Annotated in this window: 23 protein-coding genes; 2 read left to right on the forward strand and 21 right to left on the reverse strand. The window is 40.0% G+C overall.

Annotation, left to right across the window (positions count from 1 at the left end; translation table 11 throughout):
- Positions 1 to 2: 2 nt before the first annotated feature.
- From CYP77_RS01370 to lpxB, 10 genes are all read right to left on the reverse strand, one after another.
- Positions 3 to 539: a 50S ribosomal protein L25/general stress protein Ctc gene (locus CYP77_RS01370; RefSeq protein ID WP_002939542.1), complete on the reverse strand. Its 537-nt coding sequence runs from the start codon at positions 537 to 539 to the stop codon at positions 3 to 5.
- Positions 540 to 606: 67 nt separating this feature from the next.
- Positions 607 to 1,767 (reverse strand): type IV pilus twitching motility protein PilT, encoded by a 1,161-nt coding sequence (locus CYP77_RS01375; RefSeq protein WP_103567264.1) that lies wholly within the window; start codon positions 1,765 to 1,767, stop codon positions 607 to 609.
- Complete coding sequence (locus CYP77_RS01380; protein WP_103567263.1) at positions 1,767 to 2,759, reverse strand: transaldolase; 993 nt, start codon at positions 2,757 to 2,759, stop codon at positions 1,767 to 1,769. Before CYP77_RS01380 ends, CYP77_RS01375 begins: the two co-directional genes overlap by 1 nt.
- A 4-nt stretch (positions 2,760 to 2,763) precedes the next feature.
- Positions 2,764 to 3,390: a phosphoserine phosphatase SerB gene (gene serB, locus CYP77_RS01385; protein ID WP_103567262.1), complete on the reverse strand. Its 627-nt coding sequence runs from the start codon at positions 3,388 to 3,390 to the stop codon at positions 2,764 to 2,766.
- 8 nt (positions 3,391 to 3,398) lie between these two features.
- Positions 3,399 to 3,896: a chemotaxis protein CheW gene (locus tag CYP77_RS01390; protein ID WP_021087872.1), complete on the reverse strand. Its 498-nt coding sequence runs from the start codon at positions 3,894 to 3,896 to the stop codon at positions 3,399 to 3,401.
- 10 nt (positions 3,897 to 3,906) lie between these two features.
- Positions 3,907 to 6,258: a hybrid sensor histidine kinase/response regulator gene (locus CYP77_RS01395; RefSeq protein ID WP_103567261.1), complete on the reverse strand. Its 2,352-nt coding sequence runs from the start codon at positions 6,256 to 6,258 to the stop codon at positions 3,907 to 3,909.
- An 8-nt stretch (positions 6,259 to 6,266) separates the two neighbouring features.
- Positions 6,267 to 7,220 carry a chemotaxis protein gene (locus CYP77_RS01400; protein ID WP_012001425.1) on the reverse strand — a complete coding sequence of 318 codons (954 nt, stop codon included), beginning with the start codon at positions 7,218 to 7,220 and terminating at the stop codon, positions 6,267 to 6,269.
- Positions 7,220 to 8,011 (reverse strand): UDP-2,3-diacylglucosamine diphosphatase, encoded by a 792-nt coding sequence (locus tag CYP77_RS01405; protein WP_103567260.1) that lies wholly within the window; start codon positions 8,009 to 8,011, stop codon positions 7,220 to 7,222. Before CYP77_RS01405 ends, CYP77_RS01400 begins: the two co-directional genes overlap by 1 nt.
- A gap of 63 nt (positions 8,012 to 8,074) precedes the next feature.
- The gene (gene greA, locus CYP77_RS01410; RefSeq protein ID WP_012001423.1) at positions 8,075 to 8,560 is read right to left on the reverse strand and encodes a transcription elongation factor GreA; all 486 of its coding nucleotides are present in this window, start codon (positions 8,558 to 8,560) and stop codon (positions 8,075 to 8,077) included.
- A gap of 3 nt (positions 8,561 to 8,563) precedes the next feature.
- Entirely contained in the window at positions 8,564 to 9,598 is a 1,035-nt protein-coding gene (gene lpxB / locus CYP77_RS01415) for a lipid-A-disaccharide synthase (protein WP_103567259.1), read from the reverse strand.
- Between the two features lie 102 nt (positions 9,599 to 9,700).
- On the opposite strand from lpxB, the gene surE reads away from it, so the two are divergent.
- Both surE and CYP77_RS01425 read left to right on the forward strand, forming a co-directional pair.
- Positions 9,701 to 10,477 carry a 5'/3'-nucleotidase SurE gene (gene surE / locus CYP77_RS01420; RefSeq protein ID WP_103567258.1) on the forward strand — a complete coding sequence of 259 codons (777 nt, stop codon included), beginning with the start codon at positions 9,701 to 9,703 and terminating at the stop codon, positions 10,475 to 10,477.
- Positions 10,467 to 11,117, forward strand: coding sequence for a tRNA threonylcarbamoyladenosine dehydratase (locus CYP77_RS01425; protein WP_103567257.1), 651 nt, complete (start codon positions 10,467 to 10,469; stop codon positions 11,115 to 11,117). Before surE ends, CYP77_RS01425 begins: the two co-directional genes overlap by 11 nt.
- A gap of 905 nt (positions 11,118 to 12,022) precedes the next feature.
- On the opposite strand, the gene CYP77_RS01430 is transcribed toward CYP77_RS01425, so the two are convergent.
- From CYP77_RS01430 to pglE, 11 genes are all read right to left on the reverse strand, one after another.
- Positions 12,023 to 13,537 carry a 2-isopropylmalate synthase gene (locus tag CYP77_RS01430; protein ID WP_103567256.1) on the reverse strand — a complete coding sequence of 505 codons (1,515 nt, stop codon included), beginning with the start codon at positions 13,535 to 13,537 and terminating at the stop codon, positions 12,023 to 12,025.
- 140 nt (positions 13,538 to 13,677) lie between these two features.
- Positions 13,678 to 14,409, reverse strand: a complete 732-nt coding sequence (pssA, locus tag CYP77_RS01435; protein ID WP_103567255.1) for a CDP-diacylglycerol--serine O-phosphatidyltransferase — start codon at positions 14,407 to 14,409, stop codon at positions 13,678 to 13,680.
- 1 nt (position 14,410) lies between these two features.
- A complete protein-coding gene (locus tag CYP77_RS01440) occupies positions 14,411 to 15,028 on the reverse strand; it encodes a phosphatidylserine decarboxylase (protein WP_103567254.1) in 618 nt (205 codons plus the stop codon).
- A 2-nt stretch (positions 15,029 to 15,030) separates the two neighbouring features.
- Positions 15,031 to 16,956 (reverse strand): ATP-dependent zinc metalloprotease FtsH, encoded by a 1,926-nt coding sequence (gene ftsH, locus CYP77_RS01445; RefSeq protein ID WP_103567253.1) that lies wholly within the window; start codon positions 16,954 to 16,956, stop codon positions 15,031 to 15,033.
- Positions 16,949 to 17,782 (reverse strand): 50S ribosomal protein L11 methyltransferase, encoded by an 834-nt coding sequence (locus tag CYP77_RS01450; RefSeq protein ID WP_103567252.1) that lies wholly within the window; start codon positions 17,780 to 17,782, stop codon positions 16,949 to 16,951. Before CYP77_RS01450 ends, ftsH begins: the two co-directional genes overlap by 8 nt.
- Positions 17,782 to 18,147 carry a chemotaxis response regulator CheY gene (locus CYP77_RS01455; protein ID WP_002939933.1) on the reverse strand — a complete coding sequence of 122 codons (366 nt, stop codon included), beginning with the start codon at positions 18,145 to 18,147 and terminating at the stop codon, positions 17,782 to 17,784. The genes CYP77_RS01450 and CYP77_RS01455 overlap by 1 nt, the downstream gene beginning before the upstream one ends.
- Positions 18,148 to 18,210: 63 nt before the next feature.
- Positions 18,211 to 18,921 carry a 1-(5-phosphoribosyl)-5-[(5-phosphoribosylamino)methylideneamino]imidazole-4-carboxamide isomerase gene (gene hisA / locus CYP77_RS01460; RefSeq protein ID WP_103567251.1) on the reverse strand — a complete coding sequence of 237 codons (711 nt, stop codon included), beginning with the start codon at positions 18,919 to 18,921 and terminating at the stop codon, positions 18,211 to 18,213.
- On the reverse strand, positions 18,921 to 19,532 hold the full coding sequence (gene hisH / locus CYP77_RS01465) for an imidazole glycerol phosphate synthase subunit HisH (protein ID WP_103567250.1): 612 nt from the start codon (positions 19,530 to 19,532) through the stop codon (positions 18,921 to 18,923). The genes hisA and hisH overlap by 1 nt, the downstream gene beginning before the upstream one ends.
- Positions 19,529 to 20,425, reverse strand: a complete 897-nt coding sequence (locus CYP77_RS01470) for a PDC sensor domain-containing protein (RefSeq protein ID WP_009294679.1) — start codon at positions 20,423 to 20,425, stop codon at positions 19,529 to 19,531. The genes hisH and CYP77_RS01470 overlap by 4 nt, the downstream gene beginning before the upstream one ends.
- A 2-nt stretch (positions 20,426 to 20,427) precedes the next feature.
- Complete coding sequence (gene pglF, locus CYP77_RS01475) at positions 20,428 to 22,209, reverse strand: UDP-N-acetylglucosamine 4,6-dehydratase (configuration-retaining) (protein WP_012140180.1); 1,782 nt, start codon at positions 22,207 to 22,209, stop codon at positions 20,428 to 20,430.
- On the reverse strand, positions 22,210 to 23,301 hold the full coding sequence (pglE, locus tag CYP77_RS01480) for a UDP-N-acetylbacillosamine transaminase (protein ID WP_103567249.1): 1,092 nt from the start codon (positions 23,299 to 23,301) through the stop codon (positions 22,210 to 22,212). It abuts the gene before it with no gap.
- Between the last annotated feature and the right edge of the window lie 41 nt (positions 23,302 to 23,342).

Genomic DNA, 23,342 nt, shown 5'->3' on the forward strand with positions numbered 1-23,342 from the left:
TTTTATTTAGCTTTAATAACTCCAAGTACCGCAACACGGTCAGCGTCAATGATAGTAACGCCTTTAGGAGCTGTGATATCACGAACCAAAATCGTATCATCAATGTCAAGTTTGCTTACATCAACGTCAAATGAATTTGGTAAATTTTCAGCCGTGCATTTTACGCAAAGACGTCTTTTTGACTGGATCAAAACGCCCTTATTTTTAAGACCAATAGGTGTTCCAACTGGCTTAACCGGGATCATATATTTTGATAAAACGCCTGGAAGTGCTACTTTTAGATCTACGTGTTTAAGATCGCTTGTAACAACATCTCTTTGGTAATCAACAATAACGACATTATAAACTTTTCCGCCTACTTTTACATCAAAAGCAAGGCTCTCTTTTTTGCGCGCTTCTTTAATAAAGTCATTTACTTTAAAAGCAGCTGCAACATTCTCTAATCCCTTGCCATAAATGTTGGCGATTAGATAACCATCTCTTCTCAAAGCCTTCGCAGACTTCTTACCGATACTCTCTCTAACGATTCCTTCTAACATCGTTTTCCTTTCATAAAAAATAGGTGCTGATTTTATCTAATGCTTTATAAATTTCACATAAAGCTTACTAAATTTCTTTAAGTGCGATCACTTCAGGTTGATCTTGTTTGCTTTGAGGTTTGCCAAAATTTATACCATTTTCAAAGCTAAAACCTGCTACATTTGAGCTTTTTATCTTAAGCTGCAAATCGCCCCTGTTACTAGCATTATCAAGCGCTACTTCGGCACTAATTATCTTATTTTCATAAAGCTCAAGCAGGTGCTGATCAAAAGTTTGCATGCCATAAGTATTTTTTGACTCAGCTATGGCAAGATCGATCTCATCAAATTTCTCTTCAGATATGAGCTCTTTTATGCGAGTATTTTTTCTCATGATCTCGACTGCTGGGCGTCTTGTACCAAAAAGCGTCTTAACTAGCCTTTGTGAGATGACGCAAGCAAGCACCGAAGAGAACATAAGGCTGACCTTATCTCGCTCGCCTTGCGGGAAGCTATTTACTATTCTATTTACGCTCTCTTTTGCATCAAGTGTGTGAAGTGTCGAAAGCACCAAGTGTCCAGTCTCAGCAGCTCTAATGGCAGTCTCAATCGTCTCAAGATCTCTCATCTCACCCACCAAAATGATGTCAGGATCTTCTCTTAATGAAGCTCTTAGCGCATCTGAGAAATTTAGCGCATCTGCCCCGATAGAGCGCTGGTTGATTATACTTTTATCGTCATTAAATACATATTCGATCGGATCTTCGATCGTTACAATGTGCGATCTTTTTGTTTGGTTGATGAAATTTATCATACTTGCAAGCGTAGTTGTCTTACCGCTTCCAGTTGGACCAGTCACTAAAATGATGCCACGAGTTGTCTCTGCGCAAATTTTTTCTATAACGCTTGGTAAATTTAGATCTTTTATGGTTGGAATTTTAGTTGGAGTGACTCTAAAAACAGCAGAAATTCCATTTATCTGCAAAAACATATTTACACGAAAGCAGTACTCATCGTTTAGGCGATATGAAAAATCTATGTCCTTTTTTTCCATAAATTCATCAAATTTAGCCCCCAAAAGCTCTTTTGTGATGGCTGCTGCGTCGCTTGGGTCTAAAATTTCTTCACTAAGTGGCATGATCTCACCATTAAACCTACCATAAACAAGGCTTGCAGACTTTAGATGAAGATCGCTGCCGCCTTTATCGACTAAAGAGCACAGATATGAGTCTAGGTCTTGTTTGGTCATTAAAGTGATTTCATAATTTCATCAAATGCTGCAACAAACTGCTTCAAGCCGTCATTTAAAAGCTCTTTATAAGTAGCATTTATATCGATATCATTATTTTTTATGATGTGAAAAAAGCTTGAGATATTCTCTTTGCTAGGGGCATTTTTTGCCTCAGCTTTTTCTTTTATAAATTCTTTTATCGTCTCTATCGGAGCTGTGTTTATAGAGTTTTTATACATTAGCTCTCTAACGTAATAATCCCCTCTTAAGCCACCGCCTTTTACGCCAGTGCTTGCAAAAAGTGTCCTTACATTTTCTAAGCCAAAATCCTCAATGATATGATAGATATTTGCAGCGTTCATTATGCCGATCTGTCCTGTTGGCAAGCTCTTTGCAGACATTGTCTCATCAAGCTTTCTATCAAATCTACTAACAAAAACGCTGATAACGCCTTTTGGCATAGTGGTATCCACAAAGCGGCTTGCATAAGCTTTGCTGCCATCTTTAAAAGCCTCTAGGCAGTTTTTAGCCTGATCTGGCGAGAAAATGAGCGTCGCATTTACGCTGATGCCTCTTGCCATGAGCGCACTCATCGCCTCATAACCCTCTTTTGTAGCTGGAATTTTTATCATTACATTTGGCATTGAGATGAGGCTATGAAGCCTGATGCCCTCTTCTATCGTAGCAGCTGTTTCGCCACTTAAATTTGGATCAACCTCTATGCTAACAAAGCCATCATCGCCATTTGCGTAGTTTTTTAGCATTTTACATGCGGCGATCTTTATATCTTGAGTCGCTAAAATTTCATAGAGGTCTTTTGGATGACGCTTGTTGCTATTTTGTATGATCTGTTTGTAAGCAGGTGATGCAAAAGCTGTTTTAAAGATAGCTGGGTTACTTGTAGCTCCGTTTATAACGCCTTTTTCTAATAAAGAGTTGAATTCGTTTTGTAAAAAATCTCTCTCTATAAAGTCACACCAAAGAGAAAATTTAGCTTCATTGTCATACATTTTTTCACCTTATAAAATTTAAAATTTCACGCAGATCCTTGACATCCACGCAATGCGTCGCCTCTTTTTTTAAAATTTCTTTCGCACAAAAGGCAATCTTTAGATCACATTTTCTAAACATAGACACGTCATTGGCTCCGTCGCCAACGCACATGATCTCACTTTTATCTAAATTTAATAGCCCTTTTAAACGATCTATCATCTCGCCTTTTGAGCTACCAAACATCATCTCTCCACCAACTTCACCTGTTAAAATTCCATCTTTATGGTGCAAAATATTTGCAAAATTTGCGTCAAATTTAAGCTTTTCTTGCATCTTATCAGTTGCGATGTGAAAACCACCACTAAAAACCACGACTTTTATGCCCTTTTGCTTTAGAGCGTCTATAAGCTCGCTAGCTCCTGGCATGATAGGTAAATTTTTACAAATTTCATCTGCCTTTGAGAGTGGCATTCCTTTTAAAAATTTTACTCTTGCTGTAAGACTTTCAAAAAAATCAAGTTCGCCGTTCATCGAACGCTTCGTTATACTAGCCACCTCATCGCTGGCGTTATTGGCGGCGGCGAGGATATCAATCGTCTCGCCGTCCATTATCGTAGAGTCAAAGTCAAAAACGCAAAGTTTTATCAAGCTATGCCCTAAAAATCACGCTTTAAAAGGCTCTCAACCTTTAAAATCGTAAGAATATTTTGATCGCGTTTGCCGATACCATAGATCATACCTTTGTCTTTTACCAAAGTCTCTGGCGGCGGATCGATCCTGTTACGGTCTATTCTGATAGCCTCCGTCAAGCGGTCTATCACGAAGCCTGCGATGTTATCCTCATCTTTCATGACGATATATCTTGTATTTGAGCTTTGCTTTGTAACATTTAGTGAAAAACGTTTTCGCAAATCAATAAGAGGGATAACGTTTCCACGTAGGTTAAAGACACCAAGAACATAGTCAGGCACACTAGGAACACGGGTGTATTCGATAGGTTTGATTATCTCTTGGATATTTAAAATAGGTATCGCATACTCTTCCTCGCCAACAACAAAGCCTACAAGTTGGACTATATCTTCGTTGTTTTTTATCTCAGGCTCGTCAATTTGCTGTTTTTGTTTGCTTAAAACTTGGTTTAGTTTATCATTCATCGCCTAACCCCTAACCTAATTTAATATTTTTTCTAACAACGTTTTCAAGGTATTCTGACGAATATGGTTTTGTGATATATTCAGTCATACCAACCTCTACTCCGCGCAATCTATCAGTTTTAGACGTTCTTGATGTTACTGCTATTAGCGGTAAAGTGCGATACTTAGAGTATTTGCGAATTTCACCAGCTAGAGTATATCCGTCCATCCTTGGCATCTCAATATCGATTAACACCGCATCAAAGGCATGCTCACCTGATTTAATTATATTGAGTGCTTCTACTCCGTTAGTTGCTTCTATTATTGTGACGCCGATTGGCTCAAGCGATTTTTGCATGATGGTTCTATCCATCTTAGAGTCATCAACGATTAGGACCTTATAATCGCTTGGTTTCTCTTTTGCTTTAGCACTATCTTCCATTTCGGCTCTAATATTTACCTTAATATCCTTTGCCATCTCCATCATAGCACCAACGTCTATGATAAGAGTTACGCGGCCATCGCCTCTTATAGTAGCTCCAGCGATGCCTGGGATATTTTGCAAATAATCACCCATTGACTTAATAACGATCTCTTCTTGACCAACTAAAGTATCTACAATGATGCCCAGTTTTGCCTCGGCAACGCCGATGATAACGACATAAGTTTGATCTCCGCCGTCAAAGACTTTATTGACACCAAAGACATCTGAAAGTCTAACAAGAGATAAGACCTCATCTCTTAGTCTTAGAACGTTTTTGCCATCGATCGTATAGATATCATCGATAGGCACGCGAACAGTCTCAAGAACGCTCGCAAGTGGTATCGCATAAAATTCCTCTTGTGTTCCGACAAGAAGTGATTGAATGATCGCAAGTGTAAGTGGAATTTTAAGCTTCATAACTGTGCCTTTTCCAACTTCACTCTCAATATCAATGATACCATTTAGCTTTTCGATATTTGTCTTAACAACGTCCATACCAACGCCACGACCAGATACGTTTGTAACCTTGGCTGCAGTTGAAAATCCTGGCTTAAATATAAGACCAAAAGCCTCTTTTTCGCTCATTGCATCAGCTTCTCGCTCAGTGATGATGCCTTTTTCTATAGACTTAGCTTTAAGCATATCAGCATCTAAGCCCTTACCGTCATCAACTATCTCAACAACGATATGGTTGCCCTCATTGTAAGCTTTTAGCTGAACAAGGCCTTTTTCAGGTTTGCCCATTGCCTTTCTTGTCTCAGGGTCCTCAATACCGTGGTCGCATGAGTTTCTGATGATATGAACTAGCGGATCGCCGATCTCTTCAACGATTGATTTATCAAGTTCAGTCTCTTCACCTGAAATTTCAAGGTCGATCTGCTTACCAAGGTCGCGGCTAAGGTCGCGTATCATACGTGGGAATTTATTAAAGACTTTTGCTATTGGAAGCATCCTTGTCTTCATAACAGCAAGTTGGATATCAGTCGTAACTAAACTTAGGCTTGATACTACTTGATTTAGCTCTTCGAGGAATTTCTCGCCCTCATATCTCTCTTCTACGTCATCATAAATTTTTAACAAGCGGTTTTTACCAAGAACAAGCTCACCGATTAAATTCATCAAGTGATCAAGTCTTTTTACTTCAACACGTATCGTTTGCTCTTGTGCTACTGCACTGTTACTACTAGCTGCTGGCACTTTTTTATCCGCATCTCTTTCTCTACTAGGAGCTGGCTTAGGTGCAGGTGCTGACGCAGCGCCTGTGGCTGGAGCTATCTCTTCAGGAGATTTTGGAGCTATGCCTTTTGAAGCACGTCTTGCTTGATCTTCAGCCTTTCTAACTTTTAAAAGTCTTTCTATCTCAGCTTCAACCTCAGAGTCACTTAGCTTTGAAAGCTCGGCATCACTTACTTCAGGAGCTGCTTCTTCGGCTGGTGCGACAGGTTCTGGCTCTTTTACTGGCTCAGGTGCTGGTGCGGCTGGAGCTTCTGCGGCTGCGCTTGGTGCTTCACCTTCAGAAATTTGAGTAAGTCTTACACAAATATTTTTGATATCAATGCCAGCGGCTGCGTCACTACCGTTATCTCTAATGCTCTCAAGTAGTCCCTTCATCATATCAACTGATTCAAGAACAACGTCCATGATGTCCGGAGTGATCTTCAGCTCGCCTTTTCTAGCTTTGTTTAAAACATCTTCCATGTGGTGAGTAAGCTCTGTTAAAACATCAAAATTTAAAAAGCTTGAGCTACCTTTTACTGTGTGAGCAACACGGAAAATTCTATTTAAAAGCTCCAAGTCTTCAGGGTTTGCCTCTAGTTCAACAAGGTCATGGTCTATCTGCTCAATAAGTTCGAAAGCCTCTATTAAAAAGTCTTCCATTATTTCTTTCATATCATCCATACTTCACCTCACTTCGCAGATTTAGAATGTGCTTCAATCACTTTTAGCACCTCTTGATAAAATACACCAGCATCAAATTTTGTAAGATACGCAGCACCACCAGCTTCTTTACTCTTAACCTCACTAAATTCGTTGCTTAATGAAGAGTTAAACACAATCGGAACATCTTTAAATCTATCATCATTTTTAATAGTTGAAGCAAAGCGGTATCCATCCATTTGTGGCATTTCGATATCGCTTAAGATAACTCTAAGCTCTTTTGTTAAGTTATCTCCATATCTTTGATAAAGCTCTTCCATTCTCTCTAATCCCTCAACGCCGTTTTTAGCTTCAACTACGCTAAGGCCCATCTTCTCAAGTGCATCTTTTACTAGCTTTCTAGCAGTTGAGCTATCATCTAGAACTAAAGCAGCACCTTTGATCTTTTGATCGTCTGTTACATCAAATTCGATCTTTGGTGAGTAAATTCCTAGCTCTTCAACGATGCTTTCAAGATCAAGGATAAGAAGTACTTCGTCATTTTCTATTCTTGTTACACCTGTGATTTTGCCCTTATCCAGAGTACCAGCTCCAGCAGCAAAATTTGCAGGCTCTATGTCTTTCCAGTTTATACGTCTGATTCTCTTGGCCTCATGGACGATAAAACCGATTAATATACCGCTAAATTCAGCGATAATAACACGTGGTTTTATGACTACACCCTCAGTTGGCTCGACGATATTCATCCATCTTGCCAAATTTATAACAGGGATAACCACACCTCTTAAATCAAAAATTCCCTCGATATACTCGGGAACGCCAGGAAGCTCGGTAAGATTTGGCATCTTAATGATCTCCCGCACCTTTGCGACATTGACTCCGTATATTCCTTCATATACTTTGTTTTCGGCCTTTTTAAAGATACGAAAATCAACAAGTTCCATCTCGTTTGAGCCCGTTTTTAGTACGTTGTCTCCAAACATCAATGTCCTTTCAAACTCATTTTGAGCAAATTCAACTTTTGCTGGGCGTATTCTACAACAAAATAACTTTGCTCGCATGCAAAACAAGGTAAATTTATATAAAATCTATCGTAAATATCAAATAGCTCACCTTGATGATAGTGTCCCTCTATCACTATACTTGCGTCAAAGCCCTGCAAATGCTTGCTCATTAGCTCCTTGAAGTTTGAAATTTTATAGTGCAGATTTTTCTTAGTAAGTTTGGCTAGTATCGCTTTTGAAATTTTAAAATCCAAAATTTTATCAAGCGCGTTCATAAATTTCAAAAACCATCTAAGCCTTAAAAACCTAAGTGCGTACTTATCTATAAAAGGTAAAAATATATCTCCGTGCGCGATCTGGACGTGCTCACCGCCTATAGTTCTAAATTTCACTGGCTGAGCGCAAATGTCATAGACCTTTACCCCCTCAAAGCTTAGCTTCTCTCCTTTGTCCCAAAAATCTCTAGTTTTATCAAATAAATTTGAAAGTCTAAAATCGTGGTTGCCCTCGAAGTAAAAAATTTCCACCTTTTGTGAAATTTTATTTATAAGACTTAAGTGCTCAGCGTAAAATTCTCTTGTATATTCGCCCTCGCCCGTTAAAAAATCAAATATATCACCAAGCAAGAAAATCTGTGGCGGCTCTTTGATCTCTCCGCTATCGACAGCGCGCAAGAATTTCAAAAATCCATCGCGGTTTATGTTTTCATGCGCATCAGCCAAAAAGATCGCGCCTTCTTTTATAACTGGGGCATATAGATATTCACTCAAATTTTGCCTTAATTAAAAATTAGCAGAGCCAAAAAACAGTTTTTAGCCCTTTGCCTCGTCTTTTTAGTCAAATTTTATAGGTTTGTAGCAAATTTTCACGATCTCAACGTCGCTTCTGCCTTTTGGTAAATTTAGCGCGACCTCATCGCCTTCAGCCTTGCCTAAAAGCTGCTTTGCAAGAGGTGAGTTTATTGAGATATAGCCCTTGTCTAGGTCACTTTCGCTAACGCCAACTATCGTGTAAGTATGCTCAACCTCAGTCTCTTCGTCCATTATCGTCACACTTGAGCCAAACCTCACCCTATCATGCTCGTAGCTACTTGGATCGATCACTTCAGCATTTGCCAAAAGTGCGCTAAGCTCAGCGATCCTAGCGTCTATAAAGGCTTGCTTCTCTTTTGCTGCGTGATACTCAGCATTTTCTTTTAGATCGCCGTGGCTTCTTGCGATGTCGATCTCTGTTACGATTTGAGGGCGCTGCACCAGCCTTAGATCCTTTAGCTCAGCTTCTATCTTCTCATATCCGTGCATTGTCATTGGTTCACTCATTTTTTACTCCATATTTTTTAAAATTTTTACTACATTTTTACTGCTGCCATGCCCTAAGTAAGCCCTTAGCTCATCGCAGCCTTTTAAGAATTTTTGCCTATCACAGCTCTCATAAGCTTTTAGCAAATTTTCAGCCGTTGCAAACTCTTGGATAAATTCCTCATGAAGCGGCTCTTTGCCCATGAAGTCAAACATTATATTTGCAAGTCCCGCGTGCTTGATCTTTACAAATTTTCTAGCGATGAAAACATCTATCGCTTTTGCCTTGTATGCTAGCACAAATGGCGTGCCAATGAGCGCTGCTTCAAGCGTAGCAGTGCCAGAGCAAACAAAGGCAAAGTCACTCTCATACAAGGCTTCAGGCGTGTTTGAGACGACCTCAAAATCGCTCACATCGCCATAAATTTCACCCACTTTATCAAGCAAAAATGGCGGCACGACAAGCAGCCTTGTGGCCTCTATCTTTTTAGCAAGCTCTCTATAAACTGGCATAAGTCTTGAAATTTCAGACCTTCTTGAGCCTGGCAGAAAAGCCACTTTGCCGCTGCTACTTAGGCTAGTTTTTTTAAGCTTTATCTCATCCATCAAAGGATGGCCCACGTAGGTCGATCGGCTATAAAATTTCGCATCAAATGGCAGGATCGAAGCAAGGTTGTCACAATACCTCTCCACTACGCTCACTCTTTTTGGCTTCCACGCCCAAACTTGAGGCAAGATGTAGTATGTCACGGCTACTTTTGCGTCAGCTGCTTTTATCGCCTTTGCAAGCGGCAGGTTAAAGGCTGGACTGTCTATTAGCAGCACCGCATCAGCCTCTTTTGCCATCTGGCTCATTACTTTCATCGCCTTTTTTGCTTTAAAGATGAGCGGCAAAACCTCGACAAAGCCCATCGCTGAAAACTCGCTGCTTTTCATATATGGCGTGCCAAGCTCTTCACTAAAAATTCCCATTAGTTCAAATTCACCCTCGAAATTTCTCAAAATTTCTTTTAAATGCAAATTTGCCGATGGCTCAAGAGCGGAGACTAAAATTTTCATTTACACACTTTCATCAGGTCTTTTTTTAGGGGCATTATACGCAAAAATTCTTTAAAATTTTAAGAAAGCTGTGATAAAATCCAACCCTTTAAAGGATAAAATTTGAAAGAAATTTTGATAACAAATGACGATGGATTTGAAGCGACTGGCCTGCTTGCCTTAAAAGAAGCTTTGAGCGAGCTAGACGGCGTAAATGTCACGATCGTAGCTCCAAGCTCTGAAAAATCAGCCTGCGCTCACTCGCTAACTCTCACAAGGCCGCTTAGATTTATAAAACTTGATGATAACTTTTTTAAACTTGACGACGCAACGCCCAGCGACTGCGTATATCTCGCACTTCACGCACTTTATAACAAAAAGCCAGACCTAGTGATAAGTGGTATAAATCACGGGGCAAATTTAGGCGAGGACATCACCTACTCTGGCACGTGCGGAGCGGCGATGGAGGGCGTTTTACAGGGCATTAGAAGCATCGCTTTTTCGCAGTTTTATGAAAACAACTCACTAAATGAACTTGGCTTTGAGCTAGCAAAAGAGGTGGTGAAATTTATCACTCCAAAGGTGCTAAATGATGAAATTTCGCTAAATCCAAGGGAATTTCTAAACGTAAATATCCCAGCTAGAACTAGCAAAAATTTCAAAGGTTATGCCGTCGTGCCAGCTGGCAAACGCACTTACGCCACGCATGCCACGCTTAATCGCAATCCAAGAGGCATCGAGTACTACTGGCTTGGAAATGCCGCACTTGAATACGAAAAAGGTGAGCCAAGCGACATCAGCAAGGTAAATGAGGGCTTTGCCACTATAACGCCCATAAAACTAAATATGACTTCATACGAGAGCTTGGAGAGCTTAAAAGGGAAATTTGATGCAAAATGATAGATTTACAAGGATAAGATGGCTCTTTGGTGAGGATGGTTATAGTAAGCTTCAAAGCGCAAAAGTGCTAGTTTGCGGAGCTGGAGGCGTTGGCGGGATGTGCGTGGATGCGCTCGCTAGAAGCGGAGTTGGACATATCACGCTGATAGACAAAGACATCTTTGATGTGACAAACCAAAACCGCCAAATTTACAGCGAAAATTTGGGTGGCGTAAAGGTGGAGGAGTTTGCCAAAATTTATCCTTGCGTCACACCTATGCAGACATTCATCACACCTGAGTTTGTCGCTGGATTTGACTTTAGCAAATTTGACGTGGTGATCGATGCGATCGATGATATCGCTGCCAAGATCGCCCTTGCAAACGCAGTAGATCCTAGCAAATTTATAGCCTCGATGGGTGGTGCAAAAAGGGTCGATCCTACAAAAATAAAGGTGGCCTCGGTGTGGAAAACCTCAGTCGATCCGCTAGCTAGAAAATATAGATATGAGCTCAAAAAATCAGGCTTTAGCGGTAAATTTGACGTGGTCTTTTCAACAGAAGAGCCACTTTGCAAACCGCTTGGAAGCTTCATGGGTGTGACTGCCTGCTTTGGGCTAAATTTAGCCTCATTAGCTGTTAAAAAGATAGTTGGGCAGTAAGTCTAAATTTATATACAAATTTTGAAATTAGAACTAGCTATCGCGGTTTTAAATTTAGTGGTCTGCCTACGGAGCAAAGAGCTAATCCCAACTCAGACGACATTAAAGTAGCACTAAAACACTGCATGCAATTAAAAACCCCTGTCAAATTTTAAAATTAGAGCTAGCATATCACGGCTCTAAATTTAGTGGCGAATGACTATGAGCCCTAAATTTAGTAAGTTGCTAAGGCGAGTGAATGAAAGTTTAAAATTTGCAAAATAGTAAATTTCTATTTTTTAAATCACGACATTAAATTTATAAGCTCTTTTACTCAAAAGGGAGACAAGGGGACTTGAATTACGGTCTGCTTGCAGTTGCGAGACGAAGCCCGAGTAAAAACCCTCGCACGTTCAAGGTGTATGCAAATGTGCTGACGCACTGCATGCGTTTGTGTATCGGCAAGCGTCAGAAAAATTTTAAAATTTCATGAACGAGTAATTTCGGCTCTAAATTTTTAGCTAAGCGGCAAGCAAAGCCAAATTTTAGTAGTCAATTCTTGGGGTGAATAGAATTTTAAAATTTGTAAAATAGTAAATTTCTATTTTTTAAATCACGACTTTAAATTTATAAGCTCTTTTATTCAAAAGGGAGACAAGGGGACTCGAGTTACGAGGCCGTCCACTTATCTCCATTTAGATCCCACAATCCCCTCGCACATTAGAGGTGACATGCTTCGGCACTTCGCACCGCATGCGGTTTTATTACAAAAACCCTATCAAATTTTAAAATTTTCAAAAATAGCTTGATTAAATTTCTAAATTGGTAAAGCTTTAGAAATTAAAAAGCCAATAAATTTAAACCTTTATTCAAAGAGAGTTAAATTTAAAGTAGCCAGCTGCAAAATTAGCAGCTGGCCAAAAATTTTAGTTTTTATGTATGCGAAGGTAGCTATTTAGTGCGCCAACATAGGCCTTAGCACTTGCCATCATCGTATCAATATCAAGTCCGTGACCCATTACGGCTGTTTTGCCCTCAAACTCGACTTTTACATCGACCTTTGCAAGAGCGTCTTTGCCTTGAGAAACAGCTGTGACCTTGTAGTCTTTAAGCGTGCCATTAATACCACTAATGCGATCAACTACCTTAAATATCGCATCAGCAGTGCCATTGCCAAGGGCCGAGTCGCTAACGATCTCGTCGTTGTGTCTGATGCTCATAGAGGCACTTGCTAAGCTGCCGCCACTACTTTGAAGAAGCCCTGTGATCTCGTAAGCCTGCGGTATTTTCGTGATCTCCTCAGCCACAAGCGCCCTGATATCGTCGTCAAATATCTCTTTTTTCTTATCCGCCAACTCTTTAAATTTCTCAAATGCCTTATTGAGCGCCTCACTATCAAGGTCAAAACCAAGGCTAGCAAGCTTATCTTTAAACGCATGGCGGCCGCTGTGCTTGCCAAGAACGAGCGAGTTTTTCTCTAAGCCGATGCTCTCAGCGCTGATGATCTCGTAGGTCTCTTTGTGTTTTAGCACGCCATCTTGGTGGATGCCACTCTCGTGCGCGAAGGCGTTTTTGCCAACGATTGCTTTGTTTGGCTGTGGCTCGATGCCTGTGATGCTAGCGATCAGCCTTGAAGTTGGATAAATTTCTTTTGAGATGATGCCTGTGTAAAGTGGTGCAAAGACGTCCTGGCGCGTTTTTATAGCCATCACGATCTCTTCAAGCGCAGCATTTCCAGCGCGCTCACCTATGCCATTTATCGTGCCCTCAACCTGCCTTGCACCAGCTTTTATGGCGGCTAGCGAATTTGCCGTAGCCATGCCTAGATCGTTGTGGTTATGCACCGAAACTACCGCTCTATCGCCTATAAATTTTACTATTTCGCTAATGCGAGCTGTGATCTCCTCTGGATACAAGTAGCCAACCGTATCTGGGATGTTTATGGTTTTTGCCCCTGCGTTTATCGCTGCGTCGCAAATTTCTTTTAAAAAGCTCATCTCGCTTCTGCATGCATCCTCGCAGCTAAACTCTACGTCATCGCAAAATGTTTTTGAGTATTGTACCGCCTCAACCGCACGCCTGATCACCTCATCTGGGCTCATTTTTAACTTATACTCCATGTGTATTGGGCTTGTTGCTATGAAGGTGTGAATTCTTTTGTTTTTTGCTGGAGCTAGTGCCTCGCCAGCTGCCTTAATATCACGCTCAACTGCACGTGCAAGCGAGCAGACAGTGATGTTTGAAGCTTGCTTTGCGATCTGATTTACCGCGTCAAAATCCCCTGGACTAGCCGCTGCAAATCCAGCCTCCATCACATCTACACCAAGCCTTTCAAGCTGAAGTGCGATCTGAAGCTTTTCAGCTGTATTCATCGACGCTCCCGGGCTTTGCTCGCCATCTCTTAAAGTCGTATCAAAAATTATAATTTTATTTTTATCCATTTTTTGTCCTTTTATTATTTTTTATATTTAAATTTAATGAGTTAAGTAAAGAAGAATTTGCTACCTAAGTAGCAGCAGTAGAGAGTTTTTGATTTCGATTTTTGGTAAAAATTTACGCGATTTTATTATGCCATTTTCGCTCATTCGCTCTCCTTTTTTTTGTGATTTTTGCTAAACATTATAGCCGCTCTAATAATACCATAAAGCATATAAACACTCATCAAAAATGTCGCACTCTCGTAAGGATATAGATAAAGCATAGAAAATACAACCACGAGCGCTACTAAAATTCGTATAACATGAGTTTGTTTTAAGTTCATCTTTTTAAAGCTTGGGTAGCGGATGTTGCTAACCATCAAGATAGCTAAAACCGCTTCAAGTAATATCAAACACCACTCAAAGCCATATAAAAAATCATGCTTTAGATAAATACCAACCCAAAGCACTCCGATGATGGCTGCTGATGGTATAGGAAGTCCGATGAAAACATTTGGCTCGTATGTGCCGGTGGTGACGTTAAAACGAGCAAGTCTAATAGCTCCAAAAACTACAAACATAGCTGCTATAAGTGCGCCAAATCTGCCAAATTTTGCACCAACTGTTAGATAAAACAAGATCGCCGGAGCCACGCCAAATGCTACAAGGTCTGCAAGACTATCAAACTCTACTCCAAATTTGCTTGTAGTCTTTGTAAGTCTTGCCACACGTCCATCAAGTCCGTCTAAAATCAGCGAAAGAATGATATAAATAATAGCTTTAAAATAGTTCCCTTGAATAGATGAAATAATGCTTATAACGCCCAAAAAAGCGCTTGCTGCGGTAAATAAATTTGGCAAGATATACATTAACTGCATTTTTTGTATGCTATTCATTTTATTTTTCCTCTTCAAAGTATCCAAGAAGTGAAGCAGCTTTAACGCTCTCGCCAACGCTTACGCAAATTTTAGTATCTCTTGGCAAGTATAAAATCACTTCGCCGCTTCCTAAAAAGCCAAATTTTCTAGAGGCTTTTAGACTGGTAATGTTATAAATTTCTAAACTTCTACTAAAAACTCCAGCTATGATCTTCATAGCAAATTTGATATTTCCTTTTTCAAAACGAATTATCGCTCTTTCGTTTAGCATCTCTGAAATTTTCATCGCCTGGCATAAAAAGAGCCCATGTCTTCTTTTAATTTCAGTGACGCTAGCATCGCTTATAGCCCTTAGCGTACCTACTCCAAAAAATGGCTTTGAGATAACTATCTTAGCCGCCTCTTTATCATCAAAATTTGAAACGCTGATCTCTTTTATCTTACCATCTATGGGCGAAAGTAAGGCTAGTTTATCGTCAGTAAAAGGCTCTCTTTCAGGGTCTCTAAAAAAATAAAGAGTTAAAAGAAGTAGCGCTAGAAAAAATAGTGGCGCAATACCAAACAATGCAGATATAGCAAATAAAATCAAAAAGAATAATATAAATTTATACCCTGCTTTTGCGATGTAGCCACTCATTTTTATTCCTCTTTTTTGCCTTTTTCCTCTTCTTCAAGCTCTACAAGCCTACTTTCAAGACCATTTTCTTCTTCGTAGTTTTTGATGATCTCTCTAACTCGTTTTCCCTCAATAGTCTCTTCTTCATAAAGTGCTGAGACCATGTTTTCAATGGCACCTTTATAAATTTCAAGAAGACCAAGCACAGCTGTATATCTCTCATGAAGAAGTGCTTTTACAAACTCATCAACCTTTTCAGCCATTTTGTCGCTATAATCTTTTATGCTTTGTCCACCATTTAAAAATGTTGCACGTTGCTTTTCAAGTACCATAAGACCAGCAACATCGCTCATACCATACATGCTAACCATAGCTTTTATGATATCAGTCGCACGCTCTAGATCGTTGCTAGCTCCAGTTGATATCTCTTTTATAAATACCTCTTCAGCAGCTCTACCAGCCAAAAGAACATCCACTTCTGCAAGCAGTTCATGCTTTTGCATCATAAATTTATTCTCTTCAGGCGTATTTAGTGTATAGCCAAGCGCTGCAAGACCGCGCGGCACGACTGAAACCTTAGTCACTCTTTTTGCACCTTTCGTTAGCTCAGCTATCAAGGCATGGCCGCTTTCATGGTAAGTGACTATCTTTTTCTCTTTTGGATTTACGCGGCGTGATTTTTTCTCTAAACCAGCTATCGATCTCTCGACAGCCTCCACTAGATCAGCCTGCTCGACAAAAGTCTTTGACTTACGTCCTGCAAGAAGAGCTGCCTCATTTATGATATTTTCAAGATCAGCACCTGCTAAACCAGTGGTAAGCCTTGCGATATCCTCGATATTTACATCTTTGCCGATTTTCACATCTTTCATATGGACTTTTAAGATGTCGCAACGTCCTTTAAAATCAGGCTTATCAACAAGCACTTGCCTGTCAAATCTACCCGGTCTTAAAAGTGCAGCATCTAAAACTTCAGGTCTATTTGTAGCTGCTATGACGATGACTGGCGACTTATCCGCATCAAAGCCGTCCATCTCAGAAAGAAGCTGATTTAGTGTCTGCTCCCTCTCGTCATTGCCACCCATAGGACCAGAATTTCTGCTCTTACCGATTGCGTCGATCTCATCTATAAATACAATCGATGGAGCCTCTTTTTTTGCATTTTCAAAAAGATCCCTAACCCTACTTGCACCAACGCCAACAAACATCTCTATAAAGCTTGATGCCGACATAGAGAAAAATGGCACGCTAGCCTCGCCTGCAACTGCTCTTGCAAGAAGCGTTTTACCAGTACCTGGAGGGCCAACTAGCAAAATACCTTTTGGAATTTTAGCTCCAAGTCTTAGATATTTATCTGGACTCTTTAGATAATCAACTATCTCTTGAACCTCTTCTTTTGCCTCTTCAACGCCTGCAACATCGTCAAATTTAACTTTTGGTTTTTCAGAATTTATAAGCTTTTTCGCACTTCCTATGCCAAGTATGCCACCGCCGATATTCTTTTGCATACGGCTAGCGATAAACATCCAAATAGCAAAAAATATAAACACCGGTATGATCCATGAAAATATAAGATCTCCAAACCAGTTATTTTCGCTATAAACACTGTAAGTTATACCGTTTTGCTCAAGTATGCCAATGAGCGTTGGATCATTTATGCGCTTTGCGAGGTAGATGGTTTTGTCATTACCAACGCCTTTTATCGTGGTTTCAGATATCGCAACCTCATTTAGTTGCTTATTTTTTAGCATATCCTTAAATTCAGAATAAGCTATCATCTTGCTTTGAGCGTTGCTGCCAAGCCCAAAAGTACTGCCTAGTCCGTCGCCACTAAAGCTTCTAAAAGCTAGAACTATAACTATCGCAAAAATAGCAAAGATAAAAATGGGATTTTTGTTAAAAAACCCGTTATTATCGCCATTATTTTGGTTATTATTTTGATTATTCATTCATTTCCTTATAAACAAAGCTAACCCAATCATTAGCCTGTTTTATCTCAACTAGCTCCAAATCCTTAAACGTATCTTTAATCCTATCTTCGTATTTATTCAAAATTCCAGACAATACTAAATAGCCGCCTTTTTTAAGCGATTTTTTCAAGTCATTTGAGAGCATAAAAATGACATCAGCAATGATATTTGCTACGACGATGTCATATTTTTGCTCTAAATTTGCAATAGATCCTGTCCAAATTTTATTAAATTTAACCTCATTTAGTTGGGCATTGCTAAGCGAGCTTTGCGTGGCCTGCTCGTCTGTATCGCAGGCATCGACCTTGCAGCCAAGCTTTGCTAAAGCGATGCTTAATATCCCGCTTCCGCATCCCACATCTAAAGCACTATCGCCACTTTTTGCATATTTTTGTAAAAGTTGCAAGCAAGAATTTGTGCTTTCATGATGCCCTGAGCCAAAGGCTAGCGCTGGGTCGATTATGATATTTGTTGCACCATTAAGTGGCTCTTCCCAGCTAGGTCTAATATAAATTTTATCAACCAAAATAGGCTTAACTGCCTTTTTATATTCGCCTAGCCAGTCTTTATTTTCTTTTAAATTAAGAGAAATTTTTAAATCATTTGAAATTTTACGAACGCTAGAGAGCCCTTTTGCATACTCTTCGACACCCCAAGCTATATCTTTTAGATCATACTCTTCCCTGATGATGATCTCATGATCTAGCTCTTCTACACAGGTGACCCCAAAAGAGAAAACTAACTCTAAAATTTCATCATAAAAATTTGATGTTTTGATGCTTAATTCGTAAAATTTATCTTTCATTAACCAAGAACGTCTTCAAGCTTCTCTTTTAAAACTTGTGGCGTAAAAGGTTTAACGATGTAGTTATTAACACCTGCTTTTAAAGCTGTTATAACCTCGGCTTTTCCGCCCTCTGTTGTTACCATTATAATAGGCATATCAACATATTTTTGCTCAGCTCTTACTTTTTTAACAAGCTCAAGACCATTCATCTCAGGCATGTTCCAGTCAGTAATAAGAACCTCAATACCCTCGTTTTGTGTCAAGATATTCCAAGCTTCAAGCCCGTGCTCAGCCTCGAGAATTTCTTGATGTCCTAACCTTTGCAAAGTATTTTTTATGATCCTTCTCATTGTTGAGCTGTCATCTACAACCAAAATCTTCACATAATATCCTTTTAGTAAAAATTGCCCTATTCTAGCTAATTAAAATTTATAAAAGCTTTAACGCTAGCCAACTTGTTTGAAAGCATCTTTTAAATCAAGTCGTCCTTCATAGTAAGCTTTACCAACGATCACGCCGCCGATCTCATTTGTCTCTTTTAGCGCTAAAATGTCGTTTATATCGCTCACACCGCCACTTGCTATGGTTTCAAGCTTGCTGCTTCTAGCTATTTGCAAGCTAAAATCAACATTAACTCCGCCAAGCATTCCATCTTTGTTAATATCGGTGCAAATCACAGCTTCTACACCCACATCTGCAAATTTTTTTGCAAGATCGACCGCTTTTATACTTGAAACCTCGCCCCAGCCTTGTACTGCCACATAGCCATCTTTGGCATCAATGCCAACTACGACCCTATAAATTCCAGCCATTTTTGCTGTAAATTCTGGATCTTTTAGAGCAACTGAGCCAAGGATCACCCTGCTAACTCCAAGGTCCAAATAGCGCTTTATGCGCTCTTCATCTCTTATGCCACCACCCACTTGCACCTTTAAATTTGTAGCTTTTACTATCTTTTCTATCGTGTTAAAATTTATAGTTTCTCCTGCAAATGCGCCGTCAAGATCGACCACATGTAGCCATTTTGCGCCGTAGCCTTCAAACCTCTTAGCAAGCTCACTTGGCTCACTGCTGTAAATTTTAGCGCTTTGCATGAGCCCTTTACTAAGCCTAACCGCCTGCCCCTCTTTTAGATCTATCGCTGGGAAAATTTCCATCACAACCTCGCAAAATTTTCTAAAATTTTAAGCCCAACCTCGTGACTTTTTTCTGGATGTGGCTGAAAGCCAAAGAGATTTTCATGCTGCACCGCACTTGTAAATTCATATCCATAAGTTGTCTTTGCAAGCGCAAATTTATCATCACAAACCACGTGGTAGCTATGCACAAAGTATAAATACTCAAGCTCTTTCAATCCTAACCTTAAAGGGCTATTTTGTTTAAAGCTAAGCGTATTCCAGCCAACGTGTGGGATCTTTAGTGGCTTATCAAATTTAGCTTCATCAAATTTAACGACCTCGCCTGGCAAAAGAGAAAGCCCATCATACTCGCCAAATTCAAAGCTTTTTTCAAACAAAAGCTGCATGCCAAGGCAAATTCCTATAAAGGCTTTTCCACTTTTTACAGCCTCTTTTATAGCTTCATCCATGCCGTTCATCTTTAGCTTTTTCATCGCCTCACCAAAAGCTCCAACGCCCGGCAAAACGATGTGTGAGTGCTCTTTTAAACTATCAGGCTCACTTAGCAAAACGCACTCATGACCAAGAAATTTAAAAGCATTTATCACGCTTTTGATGTTGCCCGCGCCATAATCAATAATAGCGATCATCTGTTCTCTTGTCTTTTTACGCTAAAGAGATAAAAGCTAAGTGCCGCCATCAGCATCGCCACGCCGCCTATTAGATAGATAGCGTTTATGATATTTTCAGGTGCAGTGATAGCGAATTTAAAGACTAGCATAAGCGCCTCGATCGCAAGTGCGATGATGATAGAGCCGATAAATCTAACCATCGTCTTATATATCACGCTATTTTCTTCGTGATTTTTACCTAAAACTTCTTCTTCAAATATCGTCTTAACAAGGTCAAAAATGGCAAGAGCCAGCGTTAAAATGATGGTTGATTCAAAAATTTCTTCGACATTTATATGCTCGATGCTCTTTGAGATAAAGCTCTTTACGCCGTGCCAAAATAAAAATGCGCAGATCATAAAAAGCGATGCACAAAAGAGCGCATAAACTGTCTTTAAAAATCTACCAAAATGCTCCTCGACAAAGCCGCTATCGACCATATTTAGGATATTTTCTAGGCTTATGTCGATGCAAGCGATAAATTTAAGCTCATTTTTTTCATTATAGATAGGCACGCTTGCTGTGACACACAAACCTCCATTTAGACTTGATGGATATGGATCACTTAAAACGCACCTTTTCTCGCGCACAGCGGTGTAGTAGTAGGCTTTGTTTGCGCGGTTTTCACCTTTTGGAATTTTATACTTTTCATTTAGACTTATCGAGTCTTCGATCTGTATGCCATTTTCGTCTAAAATGTATAGTGCGTCAAAATTTTCTATTTCGTGGCTGATCTTATCAAAGCCAGCTTTTATGTTTTCTAAGCACACTCCAGGCAGTCTGTTTGGCAAATTTCTACTAAATAAATAGCAGATATACGCCCTTGCCTTATATCTCGTGTCACTAAATCTCTTAATATCTTTTATAACCAAAACTAGCCTTTTAAATTTAATGCATGGTTAAACTCTGGCACGATCACCTTAAGAGCAGGCGCTACCTCATCATCTTCAAGCTGCAAAAGCCCATTTATCTGTGAATTTAAAAGGGTCAGATCGTATGGCTGTGAGTGTGTCACGAAGATCGACTCATACTTAGTTTGAACGTCATCTTTGTTGATAAGTAGCTCTTCATAAAGCTTTTCGCCAGGTCTAAGCCCCACAAATTCGATACCCAGATGCTCTTTGTTTGAAAGCAGAAGCATCTTTTTAGCAAGATCGACGATCTTAACTGGCTCGCCCATGTCAAGCACGAAAAGCTCTCCGCCTTTTGCGATAGAGGCTGCTTGAAGGACTAGCTGGCACGCTTCAGATGTAAGCATAAAGTATCTTGTGATCTCTGGGTGCGTGACGCTTAAAGGCTTGTTTGCAGCGATCTGCGCTTTAAATTTAGGTATGACTGAGCCACTTGAGCCAAGGACGTTACCAAAGCGCACACAAACTATCTCGCAGACACCTGCTTCGTTTGAATTTAGCGCATAAAGCTCGCAAACACGCTTAGTTGTACCCATTATGTTTGTTGGGCGCACTGCCTTGTCTGAAGAGATCATGACAAATTTCTTAGCACCATATTTTTTAGAAAGATCGACTGCATTTTTTGTGCCAAGGATGTTGTTTTCAACTGCTGAGCGAGGATTTAGCTCGCAAAGTGGTACGTGTTTGTAGGCTGCAGCGTGGATGACGATCTCTGGTCTAAATTCTTCAAAAACCTCTTCAAAGTCTTTTAAATTTGTGATATTTACAAGCTTACTAACAGTTCTTTTATCTCTTGTATCTTCGCCTATTTTATAAAGGTTAAACTCGCTGTGCTCGACCATTATAAGCTCACTTACGCCATATTTCAAACACTGCTTACAAATTTCGCTTCCTATGCTGCCGCCAGCTCCAGTGACAAGCACTTTTTTGTCTTTTAAGAAATTTGAAATGGCTTCTGGATTAAGGTCTTTTGGCTTTCTAGCGAGCAGATCTTCGATCGAGATATCTTTGATCGGCTCATTTTCGATAAGCGAAAAGAGCTTCATATCTCTTATGCCATATCCAGTTAGCTCATCAACTAAAGCTTGAAGCTCGTCTTGATCAAGTGCTAGTGCGATGATAGCAGTCTTTGCGTCGTAGTCTTTTATAAGGCTTGGTATATCTTTTTTATCTTGAACTAAAAATCCATCACAATATGTGCCAACAAGATCGCTTCTGCCATCTACCACACCAACTGCATAGTAGTCAAGATAGCCCTGTTTTAAGCCACGTAAGACGTGAAGAGCCTTTGAAGTTGCGCCTATAACGATACAAGGCTCGCCTTTGTGAGGTCTGTTTGAAAAGTCAAGCACCATACGCTTTGAAATTCTCAAAAGCCCGATAAGTAGGCATGAGATGAGAAGGTCGATAAATATGACGCTTCTTGGGTAAGGATTTAAAAAATCTTGTATGATGAAAAATACGATCGTAAATAAGATCGCCGCGCAAACGTGAGCTAGGAAAATTTTACGAGCTTCATTTAAGCCAAAAAATCTCCACGGCACCTTGTAAATTTTAAACATCCACATAAAAAAGAGCTTAAATACTATCAAAAATCCAGCCGTTACAAAAAGCCCTTGCACGTATATGTCCGGGATGTCGGCGTTAAATCTTAAAAGATATGCTGCATATATCGAAAAAACAAATATAAAAACATCGCCAAGAAGGAAAAATACGAGCCTTTTTAACTTCGTTGCATGAAACATTTACGCATTATCCTTGACTATTTTTATCACTCTTTCTTGTGTCTGCTCGCTCATATCGCTGCCGCTTGGCAAGCAAATTCCTCTTGAAAATAGGTCTTCACTATATCCATCAACAAAGCTTAACGCACCTTTAAAGACAGGCTGCAAGTGCATAGGCTTCCAAAGCGGACGGCTCTCGATGTTTTCATCAGCTAATGCTTTTATAACCTTTAAATGTGCATCTTTTTTAGCAAAAACGCCGGTTGTGAGCCATCTGTTGCCACGAGAATTTGGTAGCTCTGGCATAAATTCTAAAATATCGCCAAGCTCTTTTTCATAAATTTCAAATACTTTTCTCTTTTGCTCGACTCTCTTTTCTAAAACCTCCATCTGAGCCACGCCAATAGCGCCTAGGACGTTGCTTAAGCGGTAGTTGTAGCCGTAGTCCTTGTGCTCATAGTGAAGCAAAGGCTCTCTTGCTTGCGTGCTGTAAAATCTAGCTTTTTCTACAAATTCGCTATCTCCAACTAGCATGCCACCACCTGAAGTAGTGATGATCTTGTTGCCATTAAAGCTATATCCGCCCATCACGCCAAATGTGCCAAGCGCCTTGCCACCGTAAAATCCACCAAGTGCTTCAGCTGCGTCCTCCACCAAGGCGATCCCTTCGTTTTGGCAAATTTCGCAAATTTCTTTCATCTTTGAAGCTTGTCCATAAAGATGAGTGACGACTAGCGCTTTTGGCTTTTTAGGTAAATTTGAGATCGCTTTTTTTAGTAGCTCTGGGCTTAAATTCCAGCTCTCATCGCAGTCGATGAAGACTGGAGTTGCCTTTTCATAAAGTATCGGCGAGACTGAAGCCATAAAAGTAAAGCTAGAAGCTAGCACAAGATCGCCCTCTTTTACGCCAAGGACGCGAAGTGCTAGGTGAAGTGCCGCGGTTCCAGCGCATAGTGCAAGAGCATCTTTGGCACCAGTGTAGCTTTTTATGCTATCTTCAAATTTATTGACATATTCGCCAAGTGGCGCTATGTAGTTGCTTTCAAAAACTTTTTTTATATATTCCTGCTCTTTTCCACTCATGTTTGGTGGAGATAAAAAAACCCTATCCATTTTCATACCTTTCGTGATTTTTTGGCGATTTTAGCACTTAT

Origin of the sequence: Campylobacter concisus, assembly GCF_002913865.1 — a bacterium.
GTDB lineage: Bacteria > Campylobacterota > Campylobacteria > Campylobacterales > Campylobacteraceae > Campylobacter_A > Campylobacter_A concisus_AM.